Origin of the sequence: Rhodococcus sp. 5A-K4 (genome assembly GCF_046097995.1) — a bacterium.
Classification (GTDB): Bacteria; Actinomycetota; Actinomycetes; order Mycobacteriales; family Mycobacteriaceae; genus Rhodococcus_F; species Rhodococcus_F erythropolis.
On sequence record NZ_JBJURM010000029.1, the window covers coordinates 37986 to 52647 of the forward strand.

General features: G+C 61.8%; 16 protein-coding genes and 1 tRNA gene. 7 read left to right on the forward strand and 10 right to left on the reverse strand.

The window, feature by feature from the left end:
* Nucleotides 1–18 precede the first annotated feature (18 nt).
* From ACKAMS_RS27745 to ACKAMS_RS27760, 4 genes are read left to right on the forward strand one after another with little or no spacing between them, the layout of a single operon-like run.
* A complete protein-coding gene (locus ACKAMS_RS27745; protein ID WP_021343174.1) occupies nucleotides 19–723 on the forward strand; it encodes a glycosyltransferase family 2 protein in 705 nt (234 codons plus the stop codon).
* Nucleotides 720–1658: an acyl-CoA dehydrogenase gene (locus tag ACKAMS_RS27750; RefSeq protein WP_019747477.1), complete on the forward strand. Its 939-nt coding sequence runs from the start codon at nucleotides 720–722 to the stop codon at nucleotides 1656–1658. The genes ACKAMS_RS27745 and ACKAMS_RS27750 overlap by 4 nt, the downstream gene beginning before the upstream one ends.
* Nucleotides 1652–2410 carry a PIG-L deacetylase family protein gene (locus tag ACKAMS_RS27755; protein WP_113682262.1) on the forward strand — a complete coding sequence of 253 codons (759 nt, stop codon included), beginning with the start codon at nucleotides 1652–1654 and terminating at the stop codon, nucleotides 2408–2410. Before ACKAMS_RS27750 ends, ACKAMS_RS27755 begins: the two co-directional genes overlap by 7 nt.
* Nucleotides 2407–3021: a bifunctional 2-polyprenyl-6-hydroxyphenol methylase/3-demethylubiquinol 3-O-methyltransferase UbiG gene (locus ACKAMS_RS27760; RefSeq protein WP_019747479.1), complete on the forward strand. Its 615-nt coding sequence runs from the start codon at nucleotides 2407–2409 to the stop codon at nucleotides 3019–3021. Before ACKAMS_RS27755 ends, ACKAMS_RS27760 begins: the two co-directional genes overlap by 4 nt.
* A 52-nt stretch (nucleotides 3022–3073) precedes the next feature.
* Here ACKAMS_RS27760 and tatA read toward each other — a convergent pair whose 3' ends face one another.
* Genes tatA through ACKAMS_RS27775 form a run of 3 tightly spaced genes read right to left on the reverse strand, consistent with a single transcriptional unit; the run spans nucleotide 3074 to nucleotide 5542 of the window.
* Nucleotides 3074–3250 carry a Sec-independent protein translocase subunit TatA gene (gene tatA / locus ACKAMS_RS27765; protein WP_019747480.1) on the reverse strand — a complete coding sequence of 59 codons (177 nt, stop codon included), beginning with the start codon at nucleotides 3248–3250 and terminating at the stop codon, nucleotides 3074–3076.
* A complete protein-coding gene (locus ACKAMS_RS27770; protein ID WP_020968713.1) occupies nucleotides 3250–3921 on the reverse strand; it encodes a Rid family hydrolase in 672 nt (223 codons plus the stop codon). The genes tatA and ACKAMS_RS27770 overlap by 1 nt, the downstream gene beginning before the upstream one ends.
* A 40-nt stretch (nucleotides 3922–3961) precedes the next feature.
* The gene (locus ACKAMS_RS27775; protein ID WP_408989868.1) at nucleotides 3962–5542 is read right to left on the reverse strand and encodes a flavin monoamine oxidase family protein; all 1581 of its coding nucleotides are present in this window, start codon (nucleotides 5540–5542) and stop codon (nucleotides 3962–3964) included.
* Between the two features lie 238 nt (nucleotides 5543–5780).
* Between ACKAMS_RS27775 and ACKAMS_RS27780 the strand changes: the two genes are divergently transcribed.
* Together ACKAMS_RS27780 and ACKAMS_RS27785 are read left to right on the forward strand one after the other, a co-directional pair.
* Entirely contained in the window at nucleotides 5781–7292 is a 1512-nt protein-coding gene (locus tag ACKAMS_RS27780) for an APC family permease (RefSeq protein ID WP_408989851.1), read from the forward strand.
* A complete protein-coding gene (locus ACKAMS_RS27785; protein ID WP_408989852.1) occupies nucleotides 7292–8044 on the forward strand; it encodes an IclR family transcriptional regulator in 753 nt (250 codons plus the stop codon). Before ACKAMS_RS27780 ends, ACKAMS_RS27785 begins: the two co-directional genes overlap by 1 nt.
* 3 nt (nucleotides 8045–8047) lie before the next feature.
* Here the strand turns inward: ACKAMS_RS27785 and ACKAMS_RS27790 are convergent, their stop codons facing one another.
* The 4 genes from ACKAMS_RS27790 to dcd form a co-directional block, all read right to left on the reverse strand.
* Nucleotides 8048–9571, reverse strand: a complete 1524-nt coding sequence (locus tag ACKAMS_RS27790; protein ID WP_141487664.1) for a hypothetical protein — start codon at nucleotides 9569–9571, stop codon at nucleotides 8048–8050.
* Nucleotides 9572–9601: 30 nt separating this feature from the next.
* A complete protein-coding gene (locus tag ACKAMS_RS27795) occupies nucleotides 9602–9808 on the reverse strand; it encodes a hypothetical protein (protein ID WP_019747486.1) in 207 nt (68 codons plus the stop codon).
* A gap of 91 nt (nucleotides 9809–9899) precedes the next feature.
* Complete coding sequence (locus tag ACKAMS_RS27800) at nucleotides 9900–10184, reverse strand: hypothetical protein (RefSeq protein WP_046378093.1); 285 nt, start codon at nucleotides 10182–10184, stop codon at nucleotides 9900–9902.
* A 25-nt stretch (nucleotides 10185–10209) separates the two neighbouring features.
* Nucleotides 10210–10779, reverse strand: a complete 570-nt coding sequence (gene dcd / locus ACKAMS_RS27805; protein ID WP_019747488.1) for a dCTP deaminase — start codon at nucleotides 10777–10779, stop codon at nucleotides 10210–10212.
* A 305-nt stretch (nucleotides 10780–11084) separates the two neighbouring features.
* Between dcd and ACKAMS_RS27810 the strand changes: the two genes are divergently transcribed.
* Nucleotides 11085–11158, forward strand: a tRNA-Gly gene (locus ACKAMS_RS27810).
* 526 nt (nucleotides 11159–11684) lie between these two features.
* On the opposite strand, the gene ACKAMS_RS27815 is transcribed toward ACKAMS_RS27810, so the two are convergent.
* The 3 genes from ACKAMS_RS27815 to ACKAMS_RS27825 all read right to left on the reverse strand — a co-directional run bounded on the left by ACKAMS_RS27815 (nucleotide 11685) and on the right by ACKAMS_RS27825 (nucleotide 14523).
* Nucleotides 11685–12185 (reverse strand): hypothetical protein, encoded by a 501-nt coding sequence (locus ACKAMS_RS27815; protein WP_408989853.1) that lies wholly within the window; start codon nucleotides 12183–12185, stop codon nucleotides 11685–11687.
* Nucleotides 12186–13053: 868 nt separating this feature from the next.
* Nucleotides 13054–13452, reverse strand: coding sequence for a hypothetical protein (locus tag ACKAMS_RS27820; RefSeq protein ID WP_408989854.1), 399 nt, complete (start codon nucleotides 13450–13452; stop codon nucleotides 13054–13056).
* A gap of 378 nt (nucleotides 13453–13830) precedes the next feature.
* On the reverse strand, nucleotides 13831–14523 hold the full coding sequence (locus ACKAMS_RS27825; protein WP_408989855.1) for a PE-PPE domain-containing protein: 693 nt from the start codon (nucleotides 14521–14523) through the stop codon (nucleotides 13831–13833).
* Between the last annotated feature and the right edge of the window lie 139 nt (nucleotides 14524–14662).

The window sequence follows — 14662 nt, forward strand, 5'->3', positions numbered from 1 at the left end:
GAGGAAAGGATCGTCACTGTGCCAATCGACCAGGTTCTTGTCGTAGTTCCCGCCCACAACGAAGCCGAAGACCTCCCCAATTGCCTTCGCGCACTCGCAACAGCGGCGTCGGCTTGCGTTGTCCCCGTCCGACTGGTTGCCGTCCTCGACAACTGTTCGGACGGAACCGCCGGTGTCATCCCCGACGGGGTCGAAGTACTCCGCGTCGAGCACCAGAACGTCGGACGTTCGCGAGCGACGGGCTTTTCCGAGTTCGGCCGAGAGTTGGGAGCTTCGGCGTGGTTCACCACCACCGATGCAGATTCGGTGGTCGGCCCCACCTGGATTGCGCGCCAATTGGAGTATGCGCGTACTGCGGACGTCGTCGCGGGAACCGTACGCATCGCGGATTGGGAAGGCCATCCACACTCCGTTCGTGAACGATACGAACGTATGTACCACGCACATCCATATGGCCGACACGGTCACGTCCACGGGGCCAACCTCGGTGTCCGCGCGGATATGTACTGGAGCGTCGGAGGATTCTCCGATCTCGAAGAAGACGAGGACGTCGATCTCGTCCGGCGGTTGAGCGAGGCTGGTGCCTGTATCGCGTGGGCAGAAGACATTGCGGTCACCACGTCTGCGCGTCTCGACGGCCGAACTCCGGGCGGCTTTGCCGGACATATCCGTAACCTGGGTTGTACGACCGCCGATAACGAAGAAGCGGAGCTGGCACGATGAAACGACTACACACACTCCTGGACGCAGGTGGACTGTACTTGCCGCTTCCCGGCGGCGGCGCGACAGCCGCGCGGTGGACCTCCCTGGCAGAGCTCACGCGCGAGAATGTGGTTCTCGGGCGGATGGCTGAGGCTCACACCGATGCCGTCGCGATACTCACCGAACTCGACGGGCCGGATCCCGAACCCGGGCAGCTGTGGGGAGTGTGGGCGGCCGAGCCACCCGAACCTGTGGTGAATGCGTCTGAGCACGTAGGGATCTGGACGCTCACCGGCCGCAAATTGTGGTGTTCCGGTGCCAACACCTGCACGCATGCACTGATCACCGCCTTGGTCGACGGAGTACCCTCACTCTTCGCAGTTGAGCTCGGACTACCTGGGGTGCATCCCGTTCCCGATTCGTGGAAGGCCGTCGGTATGGCCGAAAGCGACTCCAGCGCGGTCGACTTCGACATGGTTCCGGCGATACCGGTCGGGACGGCAGGCGACTACCTGAGCAGGCCGGGGTTCTGGCACGGCGCGATAGGCGTGGCTGCATGTTGGTACGGCGGTGCCTGCGGCGTTGCAGATCCGTTGTACGACAAGGCTGCAAGCAGCGACGATCCCTACCTACTCGCCCACCTCGGCGCGGTCGATGCGGCGCTGGCCGCAGCGCGCAACGCGCTCGCAGTCGCGGCGGCGGAGATCGACGCCGATCCTTTCGACGAAAATGCCGAGGCCATGCAGCGGGCACTCCGTGTGCGGGCAATTGTCGAGCGCGCCGCCACCGAGACCCTGGATCGGGTGGGACGCGCTCTCGGCGCCGCACCGCTCTGCATGGACGCCGAGCATGCCGCGCGGGTAGCCGACCTCACCGTCTACCTGCGGCAGAGCCACGCCGAGAAGGATCTCGCCGAACTGGGCCGGATTGCGGCCAAGGGGAAACGGCCGTGGTGAACTCGAAACTGTTCGCGCAGAAGCCTGTCGACGATGGCGGCACTCCCGAATCGACATGGCAGGAGTGGGGACGCAGCTTTCCGGAACTGGATCTCACCGGGTGCTCGCGATTGATCGTCGTCGCTCCCCATCCCGACGACGAAATACTCGGACTGGGTGGAACTGCTCTTATCGCAACGCTTTCCGGCATCGACGTTCACGTGGTGTCTGTCACCGACGGTGGAGCCTCACATCCCGATTCACCAACAGTGACTCAGCCTGAGATGGAACATCTCAGGCGGTCCGAGTCGGATCGAGCAGCGCGTGTACTCGGAATTCCCGCACCGGTTCGATTGAGCCTTCCAGACGGGAAGATCAGCGAGAACCGACAGGAGTTGACCGACCGTCTCAGCTCGATTCTCGGTGATTCCTCGACGGGTACCTGGTGCGCCTCGACATGGCGCGGGGACGGCCACCCCGACCATGAAGCCACCGGGGAGGCAGCGGCGAAGGCCTGCGCGGACACTGGATCACGATTGATCGAGTACCCCATCTGGGCGTGGCATTGGGCTGAGCCGGATCATGCAGCAGTCCCGTGGGAAAGGGCCAGAAGAGTGGCCTTGCCCTCCGACGTTCAGGCTGCAAAATCGGCTGCTGCCAATGAGTTCACTTCACAGATCGCCCCGCTTTCCGACCATCCCGCGGATGCACCCATCCTCCCCCGACATGCGATGGAACGACTACTGCGACCGTACGAAACGGTGTTCGTATGACCGATCGTGAGCTTCCCGCGGACTACTTCGCCAAGATGTATGCGGCGCAATCCGATCCGTGGGACTTCGAATCCCGGTGGTACGAGCAGCGAAAGTACGCGCTCAGCGCCGCGATGCTCCCCAAACCTCGATACCGTCGCGCATTCGAACCTGGATGCTCGATCGGGGTTCTCACCGAGAAGTTGGCAGAGCGCTGCGACAGCGTTCTCGCCACCGACATCGTCCCGGCCGCACTCGAGAGCGCCCGTGCGCGGCTTACCGGACGTGATGCCGAATTTCGTCTGTGGGCGTTGGGTGACGACTGGCCCGACGAGACTTTCGACCTCGTCGTCATCAGCGAGGTCGGCTACTACCTGACCTTCGAAAAGCTGATCGAGGCAATGCTGCACGTCGTCGAGCATCTCGAGCCTGGTGGAACGCTGCTGTGCGCCCATTGGCGTCACGTCGTACCGGAGTATCCGCAGAACGGTGACGCCGTTCATTCGGCTGTGCGCCAGACACCGGGGTTGGCGCAGTTCGCGTCGTACCAGGACGAGGACGTGCTGATCGATGTCTTCGTGAAGGGTCCGCCGTCACCACCATCGGTAGCGCGTTCCGAAGGTCTGATCTAGAAGACCTGTGCGCGGTTGAGGAGTGTGGGGACTCCTCAACCGCGCACAGGGGTCAGTCTCGCTTCTCCAACGCGAGGTCCGTATCCGAGTGCAGTTCACCGACTTCGGTCTTGAGGATCCGCATCGACCTGCCAAGGCCGCGGGCCGCGTCGGGCAGCTTCTTCGAACCGAACAGCACCACGAGCACTACTGCGACGATTGCCCAGTGGGTCGGGCTGAGCGCGCCCATCAGGCGGGTTCCTTGCCATCGGGGTACACCGCGTCGACCTCTACCTCGACGAGCCAACCGGCAACGGGCAGTCCGGCAACCTCGAGGGCGAAGCGGGTGGGCCGAGCGCTGTTGCGCTCGATCGGAGCGATCGGCTCGGCAGTGCCCATCGGCACCAGCTCCGTATCACCGGTGTCGAGATTGGTATTGGCGAAGAACTGGCGGTACGCGCGATTCCATCCTGTGTAGTCGGCCTTGTCCGACCCCGGCGCGTTGTCCAGGAAGACGCGCATCGTCACGACGTCTTCGAGACTCAATCCCTGCGCTTCGAGGTTGTCGCGGATCTTCTTGAGTACGTTGATGCCCTGCGCCTCGGTGACGGTGACCCCGGCAGGCAGAACTCCGCCGGAGAACTGGCCGTCGATGTACGACTCCGGCGAACCTTCCGGCGCCGCCTTGTTTCCTGCCGACGGGCCGATGCCGCTGGTCTTGTAGATCGCGGTGTCGCCGCCGATCGCGACACCCTGAGCGATCATCGGGTTTGCCTGCCCCGCTTCGAGAATCGATTTGGAGACGAACGAACTCGATGTGGTCTCGGCGTCCGCCTCATCGGACGAGCAGGCCGTGGCGAAGCCCAGTAGCGCGGTGGCGGCAAATGCCGCTGCAAGAACCTTGGTGCTGCGAGATTTCATGATGTGACCTCCAGAGAAAAGTGATGGAAAACGAAGCACGTCAGGCAGTTTGCGCAACACGCTGATGCAGATGGGTGACGACGTCCTGCGCGGACGTGAAGGCCCCGTGCTGCCAGGCGATGGCGTTGGAGAGGTGATCGCCGGCGAAGTAGATCCGGTCGACGGGTTCGAGCAGCTTGGTGTACTCGGGAGTTGCCATGCCGCCGTGGGAATCTCCCGCGCCGGCCCATGATGCCCAGGCGGATTCCGAATACTTGGTGCGACGCCAGCTTCCGGAGAAGGACGACGAGATGTCGCGAGTGTATTTGTCGCCGTGGATTTCTGCGCCTTCGGCGATGGCCTTTGCCAGCCGCTGACGGTGGGTGAGCGATTCGAAAGCCTGTTGACGCTTACCCGAGCTGTAGTACGCGACCACGACGCCGCGGTCGGAGTTGTAGTGGTCGTAGGGGAACATGATCTGGGAGATGTCGCGGTCGGTGTTCGACGCGCCGCCGTAGATGCGGTCCTCCGTCTCCCACCACCGACGCGAGTATTCGATACCGAGCTTGCCCGACGACGACGGCTTGGCTGCATCCAACGCGAGCAGGATGTCGGAGGGCAGGTTGTTGTTCAGCCGCTTGATCAGGTGCGGTGGGATCGTGCAGATTGCGTAGTCGGCGGTGATCGACTTGGTTTTGCCGTCGACGACGTAGTCGACGGTGACGCCTTCCGGCACGTTCTGCATGCCGCTGACCTCGGCACCGAACTCGATGTTGTCCATCCCGATCGCGTCCTGGAACTTGTAGTAGATCCGGTCCATGCCGCCGACGGGGGTCATCATCGTCATGGCCTGGTCGTAACCGAACTCGAAGGAAAATGCACGTCCGATGCCGCCCTGGATGACATCGCTCATCCCGAATGGTTCGATCTCGGTTCCGAAGTTGAGGCCGGCGCCCGGCTCCGCGGAGTGTCCTCGACGCGAGGATCCGACGTAGCGGCCGTCGCTGGAGAGATCACCGAAGTCGGTGAGGAAGGACGAGAGTGCTTCTTTGTCTTCCTTGCTCAAGACCTGGTCGAGAGCGCCCTGATTGGTGGCCTTCTGCAGCAGCTCGGACATGTATCCGTAGGTGTCGGCTTTGGCTGCTCGGTAGGTGATCGACTGATTCGCCAGCGGCTTGTTGCCGGTGTAGTTGACGAAGGTGTTCGCATTCTGGTTTCCGAACATCTGCAGTTCGACGCCCAGTTCGCGGCAGTAGTCGATGGTGTTGTGATTTTGCGGAATACGCGTCGCGCCGAGGTTGTAGAAGTGCCCCTCGGAGAACGTACAGGTCTGTGTCTCACCGTTCAGGTCGGTTTCTTCGGTGCCGTTGCGGATCGACCACACCCGACCACCCGGCCGGTTGCGCGCTTCGAGGACAGTGACCTTGTATCCGGCCTTCTGCAGTTCGTAGGCGGAGCACAGACCGGACGGTCCACCGCCGAGGATCACGACGGAGTGATTTCCCTTGACCTTTCCGATCAGGTCACCCGCGGCAGGTGCCTGAAATCGCCTCGGCGTCGACGCCACCGCCGGCGCCAGGCCGATGGACGACATAGCACCGAGTGCCAGGCCGGCGCCGCCGGTGATTCCCAGACTGCGCATGAAAGATCTACGTGTGTATGGCATTCGAGCTCCCCAGTGTGCTCCCGGTGACCCGGGTGGTTGGTGTTGAACACAGACTTCAGGAGCGTTGGGTCCGGAACTTGACGCGCAGGAAACAGTCAGTGGGGACCGAGTGAGAAACCTGCGAGCATCAGCATCGGGCTCTCTCACCCGAGTGCGATCAGCGGAAGCATGTCCGCAATATCCGCGTTACAGAACCGGACTAGCGTGACGCGACATGTCCGCTCTCACCGAAGCTATCGCGCGGTCCTTCACCACGCGCGAGAAGCAACCCCCGGCGCGATCACCGCTGCGCGCGTTGGGCCGTCGGCAACTCTCGGGCGCCGAAGTGCTGGCCCAGTCGGTGGCAACCACCGCCCCTGCTGTGTCGATGGTCGTTCTGCCCGTCACCATGCTGACACACGGCAGATTGTTGAGCGGGATGATCACCATCATCGCGGCCACCGTGCTGGTGACGCTCATCGCTTTCTGCGTTTCGCAGTTCACGCGCCGAATGGCAGCATCGGGCGGGCTGCACAGCTTCGTCTTTCGTGGCCTGGGCACCCGGGCAGCATTGACCACCGGCATCGCCATGCTGGTCAAGTACGTCGGCAGCGCGGTAATGACGCTCTATCACGGAGGACAGGCCGCAATCGCTTTGCTCGGCTTCGCGGGTGTGCACGTGGACAAGACTTTTCACGTCATCGCGCTCTATCTGGGGATAGCCCTGCTGATTCTCGGTGCCCTCGTTCGAAGTGTCAGATTTGCTGCTCTCGCGATCCTCGTCGTAGAAAGCTGCTCACTTCTGTTCATCGTCGGGCTCATGATTCTGGGCGGTTCCGGAAGCCAACAAGCACAGATCGTTCCGCCCACCTCCGGTCACGGGCTGTTACTCACCGCCCTGGCTGCCGTGTTCGCTCTCGCCGGATTCGAGAGCGCGGCCTTCTTCGGCCCCGAATCTCGTCGACCGCTGGTAACCGTCACCCGCACAGTCCTTCTCACCCCGATCATCTGTGGATCGCTCTTCATCTTTGCGGGCTGGGCCGCTTGGTCGGGACGTAGCGACACCCTCGTCAACGCCTATCTCCACGGAACAGCGACGGGTGTGAGTCCAGGTGTCGTCATCGCGCTCAACGTCGGTCTGGGGTGCTCGTGGCTGGCGTCGTCGATGGCGTCGTCCAACGCTGCGTCGCGTCTGGTCTACTCGTTCGGCGTCGAACGCCTACTCCCCCGCCGGTTCGCCTCGGTTCACAGCGCATTTCGCACGCCCTACTTCGCGCTGACCGTCGTCGTCTGCACAGTTCTGGTGGGCGGCGGAGCCTTTGCCATCCTTGGACGCGGAGAGATTTTCGACGACGTTCGACTGACGGTTCGCGGTGCCGTCATCGTTGCCTATGCACTGGTGGCGATCGCATCGGTTGTCTTCCTGACGCGTATCGGAGAGCACACTCCCGGCGTTCTCGCAGCCGCGTCGTGTGGAAGTGGTGCCGGCGCGGTAGTTCTCGGATACCTGTTGTACGCCAACACGATCGACCATGCGTACGTTGCACCGATCGCTGTGCTCGTGATCCTGACCTCGGGCACGCTCTGGCAGTTCTACCTGCAACGCCGAAGCCCCAAGAGCCTGCTGCACGTCGGCGCGTTCGACAGTCCCGAAACCGAGGACGTACTACCAGGAGCTGGGGTGTTCGCCACCGACGCAGCCGGAAACATCGTGCTGGTGGGCGAGCCGACTGCCGGCGTCCGCTGATGGTGGGCCGACCACGCGACCTCGGTGGGCACGAACCCCGAGCCGTTCAGCGCGCCCTCGCCCTGCTCGAAGCGGCGGCCCGGCTCGGATCGGGGGCCACGGCCAAAGACATTGCCGCCCTGGCCGACATTCCACCCGCCACTGCATACCGGCTACTCAACCTTCTTGTCGCCGACGGTTACCTGGTTCGGATCGCCGACCTCTCCGGCTTCGCGCTGGGCCGACGCACCCGTGAATTGGCCGGGGCTGCCGCCGAACCCACCCCCGTCGACAATTCGGTGCTCCTCGAAGAACTCCGCGAGCAGCTACGGTTCGGCGTCTACCTCGCGTCGTTTGCAGAGAACAGAATTCGACTGGTCGATCGCGATCCAGACCACGAGCTCAGCGGCGAACGGACGCTGGTCACAGCCGTTCACGCGTCGGCTATCGGGAAGCTGCTCCTCGCCAGCCGACCCGAATTGGCCGAGGCCCCATTGCGAAAGGTCACCGCACACACCATCACCGACGGCGACCAGTTGGAACTCGAACTCTCTCGGATCCGGCGCGGCGAGCCCGCCCGTGAGGTCGACGAGATTCGTGTCGGACGCTCCGCCGTCGCCGTCCCGATCCACGACGCGGAAAGGTGTGTCGTCGGTGCCTTGGCTGCGATAGGTCCGACCGGCAGACTTTCCGTCGACGACGTAGACCTGGTGGCACTGTTGCGGGAGTACGCGGAACGCATCGTCGCACCGACGATGTCGAAGGCAAGCTGAAAATCAGAGACCGAACACGCGTTTGGCAAAGCCGAGGTGCTCGTCGGCCCAGCCGATGACGCCGAGCGTGGAATCGAGATTCTGCGGCGGAGTGCGCACCAAGGTGTCGCGTCGGACGAGTCGGTCGAAATCGACCTGAGCGCGGTCGAACTGGACCCCGGCCGTGACCATGATGTTCGCCAGTTCTTGCGCCATCACCCCGTACGCGACTGTCGTGGGATGAACGCCGTCGAGCGAGAAGAGGCCGCCCGACGCGCGGCCGCCGCGACCGTCGGCGGAGAGGAACAGCGAGTCCGGCACGGGTTGCAAGTCGGTCAGTGCTTTGGGGAGGGGGTACGGCGTCCACCATGACGGCCGCGCATTGACGTCGGTGACGTAGCGCCGTGAGGCCACGCGCTCGAGCAACCCGGCAATATCGCAGAGGTACCAGTCCTTCCCCACCCGACGGGCATTCGCGACGGCTTGCTCGATTCCGTCGTTGTACACATCGATTGCGGTATCGACGGCCCACGCCTGCGCGCCGGTGATGTGTTGATCGCGCTGTGGGTCGAAGTCTGTGTCGCGCACCCACGGTCGCGCGTAGTACGGGAAATAGCGGGATCCGATTTCGATCTTGCCGCCGAGCCCGTGGGCGATCGGTGCGATGGTCACGTGTGGGACGGTGCAGAGGATGACGTGCTGGGCGTTGATCTTGCGGATCGCGGCCAGCACCTCGGCGTACTCCGACGCGAAGTGCTCGGGCTGCCACACCGTGTATTCGCGCTTGCCGTCCGGGTCACGGAAGTTGTTGCCGCTCCACTCGACTCGGAGTTCGGTGACGGTGCGGAGCGCATTGTTGGCCCCGAGAAAGACGATCAGAGTTTCGATGCCTTCCTTGCCCAGTTCCGCTGCCGCGTCGAACGCCGTCATGCGCTTCTCTGCCTCGGAGCCTCGCGGCAGAACTCTCAGTGCGGCGCGTTCGCCGTTGTTCTCGACGATCTGGCTGATCAGATCGTCGTGCGGTTCGTGCAGGGCTGCCTCACACCCATGCGCGGTCTTGGTCAGAGCGTCACGAAGATCCCACCCGTAGACCGAAAGGTTGTGATTGATCGCCGAGAACGTCGGCGCCACGCTGCCCGGCCCACGCTCCCAGTAGTCCTCCACCTGATCCATGAACCCGCGTGCAGCAAAGAGTGCGAGCGGAACCTCCCAGAGGTCGAGCCGTGGGCCGAAGCGCTCTTCGAGGGTGCGGAGCAGCAGTTCGATGTTGAGTGGGAGCCCGCCCGGACCGCCGTATCGGGGAAAGCGGAACCGCTCGAGCCAGCCCAACTGGTGAGCAATGATCGACGGATACGACAGATCGGTATTGAAGACCGCCCCGCTCTGAAATCCCTGCGACAGCGAGTCGCCGATGACCACCAACCGGTGTGGAGCATCTCCCGCAGGCGGAACTACCGGAATCCCGACTGTGGGATCGAACTGCGGAATCCTGGGTCCTCCGGCGGCTGCGGCCACGACGTCGTCGGGAGTATCGGATGGAAGTTCCACGCCCACTCACCTCCGGAAAAGTTCAGCTGGTCAGCTGATCAGTGGTGGCTTACGCCGATCGGCATTGTCCTGATCCGATTGCTTCTCTATCGACCTGACAACCTCGTCGGCCCACTGTTGATTTCGGCCGTCGAATTCTGCGCGGTCCCGGCGCGCGATACCGCGTCCGACCAGGATGGCAATCGGAATGGAACACACGACCCATACGAGTAGTACGCCTCCGACAATCCACCACATACTCAGTAATTGTGCCCGATTCGCCGACCGTTGTGCTCCAGGTCGAAACTTCTGTCCGAATCGTGGCGTTCAATTGAGGTGAGCTCGCAGGTCAGTAGCGATCGGCGTCGACGGTTTCGCGGACCTTACGGACCTGATTCCAACCACGAGCGGCGATGCCGAAGGCAACGAACGACATCAGATCCGAGACCGTCAGACCGTGTTCTCGATTCAACGACCACAAGACCTGACCTTCCAGCGGGCCGTTGAAGAACAGCCACGCCACTCCTGCGCAGACGGTCGCAACAACACTGGCCTTCGACGGCTTCATCAAGCACACGGTGCTGGTCACGAACAACAAGTTCATGAAAACCAGACCGTAGAAAATTCCGATCATGCCACTCCCCCCGAAGTTGGTTCGTTCAGCTGCGGTTGAAGTTCAGGTACGCCTTCGACGGAGTCGGGCCGCGCTGGCCCTGGTACTTGGATCCGGCCTCGGAGCTTCCGTAGGGGAACTCTGCAGCGCTCGACAGCTTGAGCAGGCAGAGCTGCCCGATCTTCATTCCCGGCCACAGCGTGATCGGCAGGTTTGCGACGTTGGACAGCTCCAGTGTGATGTGGCCGCTGAAACCCGGGTCGATGAAGCCGGCAGTGGAGTGCGTCAAAAGGCCCAGGCGCCCGAGGCTCGACTTACCTTCGAGGCGGCCGGCCAGGTCGTTCGGCAGTGAGCACACTTCGAGAGTCGAACCGAGAACGAACTCGCCGGGATGAAGCACAAACGGCTCGCCCTCTGCCGGTTCGACCAGGCTGGTCAGCTCGTCCTGGCGCAGTGCCGGGTCGATGTGCGTGTACCGCGTGTTGTTGAACACCCGAAACAGACCATCCAGGCGCACGTCGACGCTCGACGGTTGCACCATGGAATCGTCGAAAGGGTCGATACCCAGACGTCCAACGGAGATTTCGGCACGGATGTCACGATCGGAGAGCAGCACAGGTAGAGGTTACCGGTTCTGCGGGCAGTGCCGACCCATCGATGGGTGCGATCACACTGTGGTTACCGAACACGATGCGCGGGTTCTGGACTCCCACGGCAGAGCCCAGCCCCACCTGTCTCGAGTTCTCCATCCCGACAGGCTTTCCCGCGCATAACTTTTAGACGAAGATCCACCAATTGTGCCGACTTCGACACGCGCCTTCTCTTCAACGACGGCCAGTGATACGTCTGCTCGAATGCTCGTCTGATAATGTTCGGAAAGCACGTTGATCGGCGGTGAAAACACGTCCGGTCGGCTGCGACGCCGATGTAGTTCAATGGTAGAACATCAGCTTCCCAAGCTGAATACGCGGGTTCGATTCCCGTCATCGGCTCCACAGATTCTCCGCAGTTCAGGGTCCTTTTTGGGGCAGACGAACTTCGCTTGTTTGGGCCCCAAATCCTGTGACAGGTACACGGCAGGTACACAACCTCCTCCATTCAGTGATCAGTCAATGTGAATCCAACACAAATGGGGGCGCTAGAGGACCGAGCGCGACCCTCTCGAGTCGTCGCATCCGCAGCAGCCTCGACGGCGTTCAATCCAAACAACACCGGATGATCAGTCCCACTACGAGGACCAGGTTCCTCAGTGGCGGCATCGAAGGCACCAAAGCATGGTGGGCACGCGAGAACGAGTTCCACAGATCCAACTGCACGATCCGGCAGCGAGCGTTGTCCTCGCCAACTCAGCCGTTTCCGGCGGAGGGACGGTTGTACTCCCAGCCGACCTGGCGCTCATCTCCGTCTGGGAAGCGGTAAGGGACGTCAATTCGTGGGTCGTCGCGTGCAGTCGTATATGACGGCACTACCGGCTCGGACCCCTACCGAGCGTGAATACTCAGACTGGGCTGCACAGAACGCCTACATCCCGAGGGATTGCGGAAGTTGGATCAAGACTCCAAATGCCGACAAGGAGAGTCCAAGAACCGCTGTCCGCAGCTCGATCACCGCGTGGCCGGTCTGCTTCCGGGATTCTTCCGCCAATGCAGAAAGTAGAGTTCGCTCGATCCGCTTGTGCTCAGCCTCGAACTTGTGTGCCTGCTGGCGTAGCTCGGATGTGAGTTCGAAAATGTCTCTGCGCGCGGCGTTCAGATTCGCTTCGAGCGCAGCCACTCTGGGCGCCAATGGTTGATTGGGATCAACGCTGACCTCCACGAGCGCCGACGCTGTGCCTATTGCGAGAGTGGCCGCCGTGGCGTGGACGGTGGCGCTTCGTCGACGGGGGAACGGATTCAAGTCGCGGACCCATTCGGGAAACAGATGAGCGCCATCAGCGGAGTGTCGCCATGCGAGGAAGAGTCCTCTCGCCGCCAATGCCAGACCTCCGATTTCCAAAGCCTTGCCGAGGGCCACTATCCACATTTATTGTCTGGTCCCTTCACGTGAGAAGTACGCCGGTAGGCGTCACGGAGAAATCACACCGTCGCCGATCTTCCGCACAGTCACCGGATCGCAAGTGCGCAGCGGAATCGACCCACGCAGATTCGTCGCGGCGACATTTGGTTGCCACCCTCGGGCCTGCGCAAATTTGATAGAGGAAGTATCCCCAGCCTCATCACGTCGAGAGGTCAAGGCTCGTTGCCGTTTTCGGCGATGCGCCGGGCTGGAGGAAATGGGCCAGCCCGACACACCTGACATACCGATTAACTCCCCAGTCGCGGCATGGGATCGATCCCGGTAGCCCGCCGCTCCGGATGCGTCAGAGCGGCGGGCCGTGCACGTCGATGAGCCCTTGATTTCCCATCGCCGCGCAATTCGTGGCGCCTCGCCGGATCTACAGAGTGACTTGCGTCCCGGCGAGGCAGTGCGACACCAGGACTCGACTTGAATCCGGCGGTCGCAGTGGCAGAATATGTGCACTGAGTGTCGGATACCAGTCTTCGTGAAGTCACAGATACTTGAGTGTTGAACTATCCCCAATTCATCCCCAAAACTTGGGGATGACGCCAGACGTCGACTGGACCATAGGCGGCCCGCCGGACATTGTGATGCCAGCCCCCGACGGGCCGTGCATGCCGCCAACCGTCACGGATAGCGGCATGCAGTTCAGGTGGCCCGCCTGATGCTCGTCAGTAACACCGAGGCGGGCCTTGCGCGCCGAGCCGGCGAGGCAAACGCGCACCGGTGATACTACTTCGCGCGGTCCGTGCGCAACCACGACTCGGACGTTTCGCATTCAGTGCTTGAGCAGATGACGCATACTTCAAGTGCTGGTTTCCGATGTGAAACCTCACGCCGGGTACGCCTGATGGCTCGCTTGGATATCCGCGAGAGTGTTGATCCGGCGCTGCAGATAGCGGGTGTGGGATCCAAACCACGCGGGCGCCCAAAGCCACGTCATGACCGGTGATACCGTCACGGATGAACTCGCGATCCCATGCGCTTGGTTCAGACGCTTCGCCGTGCGGGAGAGTCCGACGAGTCCGTAGAACGGGATGATCTGCGACCACCAACGCGTCCAACCCTCGCGCTCATTGACCGTGAAGCTTGCAAGTTCGCCGTTGATGCGGTCATACCAGACGAGGTAGTAGATTCCGAAAGTTATGCCAGTCAGCCACCATAATCCCCATGGCCCCTGCTTCCTGATTTGGGTTTGCTGAATCGTCGAGTGGATCCCCTGTTGCGTCATTGCGCTGTCCTTCTAGTCTTTGCCCACGCGTTACTCGGTGGGTGCCAGTTACTCATACCAGACAGACCGGTCGTAACAGATAGTTCGATGAGTCCAATTCCGTCGCTTATGCCAGGCACGCATGTAGTCGACCCGCAATCCTCAGCATTCACCGTTCTTCGAGGCCCCGAAAGCGCGGTTCATGCTTGCCTGCTCGTCTGAAGTTTCGATTTCCAGCCCTCCGAAGCGGCGCTCTCAGTTCGTAGGTTCGTAAGAGATCCCGGCAATCGTCAGCGCCGGTCCGCCGGGGACTGAGACTTGACCACCTGTCAGTGCCGAGGCCCTTCTCAATGGCCCCTCACCTCCGTCGTGATCGACAGCACAACTGGCCTATTCGGTTCAATAGTTGGTGTGCGTGGTCATATAGCCCATGAACGTATCGACGCCCAGCGGTTTCCGTGCATCGCACACCCCGTCTGTCGGGGCACAGACCCAGGTAACTTGAACTACGGAGAATGGTTGCCGTTCGCCCGTGAAGGTGATCCCGCTTGTAGAACGAACCCCGGCGAGTGCGACCTCAATTCCGGTCTCGGGTTGCCGAGGATCTGCGTATAAGATCACCACCACTCGGCTGGCAAGGTCACGGCTTTCCGTAACGAAGCGACCGCTGTCTATGTTGGACGCGACGTCCCCGACAATCCTCGCACCTTGCGAGTATCCGAGTAGAACGAAATTCGAGGATCCCCCGCAGTTTGACTCTTCTTCGGCGATCCGCGCCTCGAGCCTGGAGATTCCGATTGCGACCGATTGGTCGTAGCTTTCCGACCAGCCCCCAATGCCTTTGATCATTCCGCCCGGGTACTCGACGTGCTCAACTCTGTGGGTTTGGTCCCGGTATCGGTCCGCGATCTTGTTCAGTGGTGATGCGGGATCGATACTTGTCGCAGTCCCAGCACCTTTGGTGCCATCGACAGCAAACGTGATCGTCTCAGCGCATCTGGTCGTTGTTGTCGCAAATGCAAATGGGGACACGATCATTGAGAGCGCGCTGACCACAAAGAACAAAGAGGTGAGTCGCGATCGTATGGACATGATGAACTCCCGACACTGCTGATACAAGACTTCATTTGATCGAGTCGACGAGGCGTCGAATACCTTGCTGCAAAGAACTTCTCATTTGCCGGTGCCGGCGTGAGTGCGCACCGGCAAAAAGGACCTCGCGGCAGATGCG

Coding starts and splice junctions, on each gene's coding strand:
- ACKAMS_RS27795 (WP_019747486.1), bottom strand. CDS start 9,808: ATGTGGTGGATTGTCGGAGGCGTACTACTCGTATGGGTCGTGTGTTCC.
- ACKAMS_RS27825 (WP_408989855.1), bottom strand. CDS start 14,523: ATGTCCATACGATCGCGACTCACCTCTTTGTTCTTTGTGGTCAGCGCG.
- ACKAMS_RS27750 (WP_019747477.1), top strand. CDS start 720: ATGAAACGACTACACACACTCCTGGACGCAGGTGGACTGTACTTGCCG.
- tatA (WP_019747480.1), bottom strand. CDS start 3,250: ATGGGCGCGCTCAGCCCGACCCACTGGGCAATCGTCGCAGTAGTGCTC.
- ACKAMS_RS27820 (WP_408989854.1), bottom strand. CDS start 13,452: ATGACGCAACAGGGGATCCACTCGACGATTCAGCAAACCCAAATCAGG.
- ACKAMS_RS27785 (WP_408989852.1), top strand. CDS start 7,292: ATGGTGGGCCGACCACGCGACCTCGGTGGGCACGAACCCCGAGCCGTT.
- ACKAMS_RS27780 (WP_408989851.1), top strand. CDS start 5,781: ATGTCCGCTCTCACCGAAGCTATCGCGCGGTCCTTCACCACGCGCGAG.
- ACKAMS_RS27815 (WP_408989853.1), bottom strand. CDS start 12,185: ATGTGGATAGTGGCCCTCGGCAAGGCTTTGGAAATCGGAGGTCTGGCA.
- ACKAMS_RS27775 (WP_408989868.1), bottom strand. CDS start 5,542: ATGCGCAGTCTGGGAATCACCGGCGGCGCCGGCCTGGCACTCGGTGCT.
- ACKAMS_RS27770 (WP_020968713.1), bottom strand. CDS start 3,921: ATGAAATCTCGCAGCACCAAGGTTCTTGCAGCGGCATTTGCCGCCACC.
- ACKAMS_RS27760 (WP_019747479.1), top strand. CDS start 2,407: ATGACCGATCGTGAGCTTCCCGCGGACTACTTCGCCAAGATGTATGCG.
- ACKAMS_RS27800 (WP_046378093.1), bottom strand. CDS start 10,184: ATGATCGGAATTTTCTACGGTCTGGTTTTCATGAACTTGTTGTTCGTG.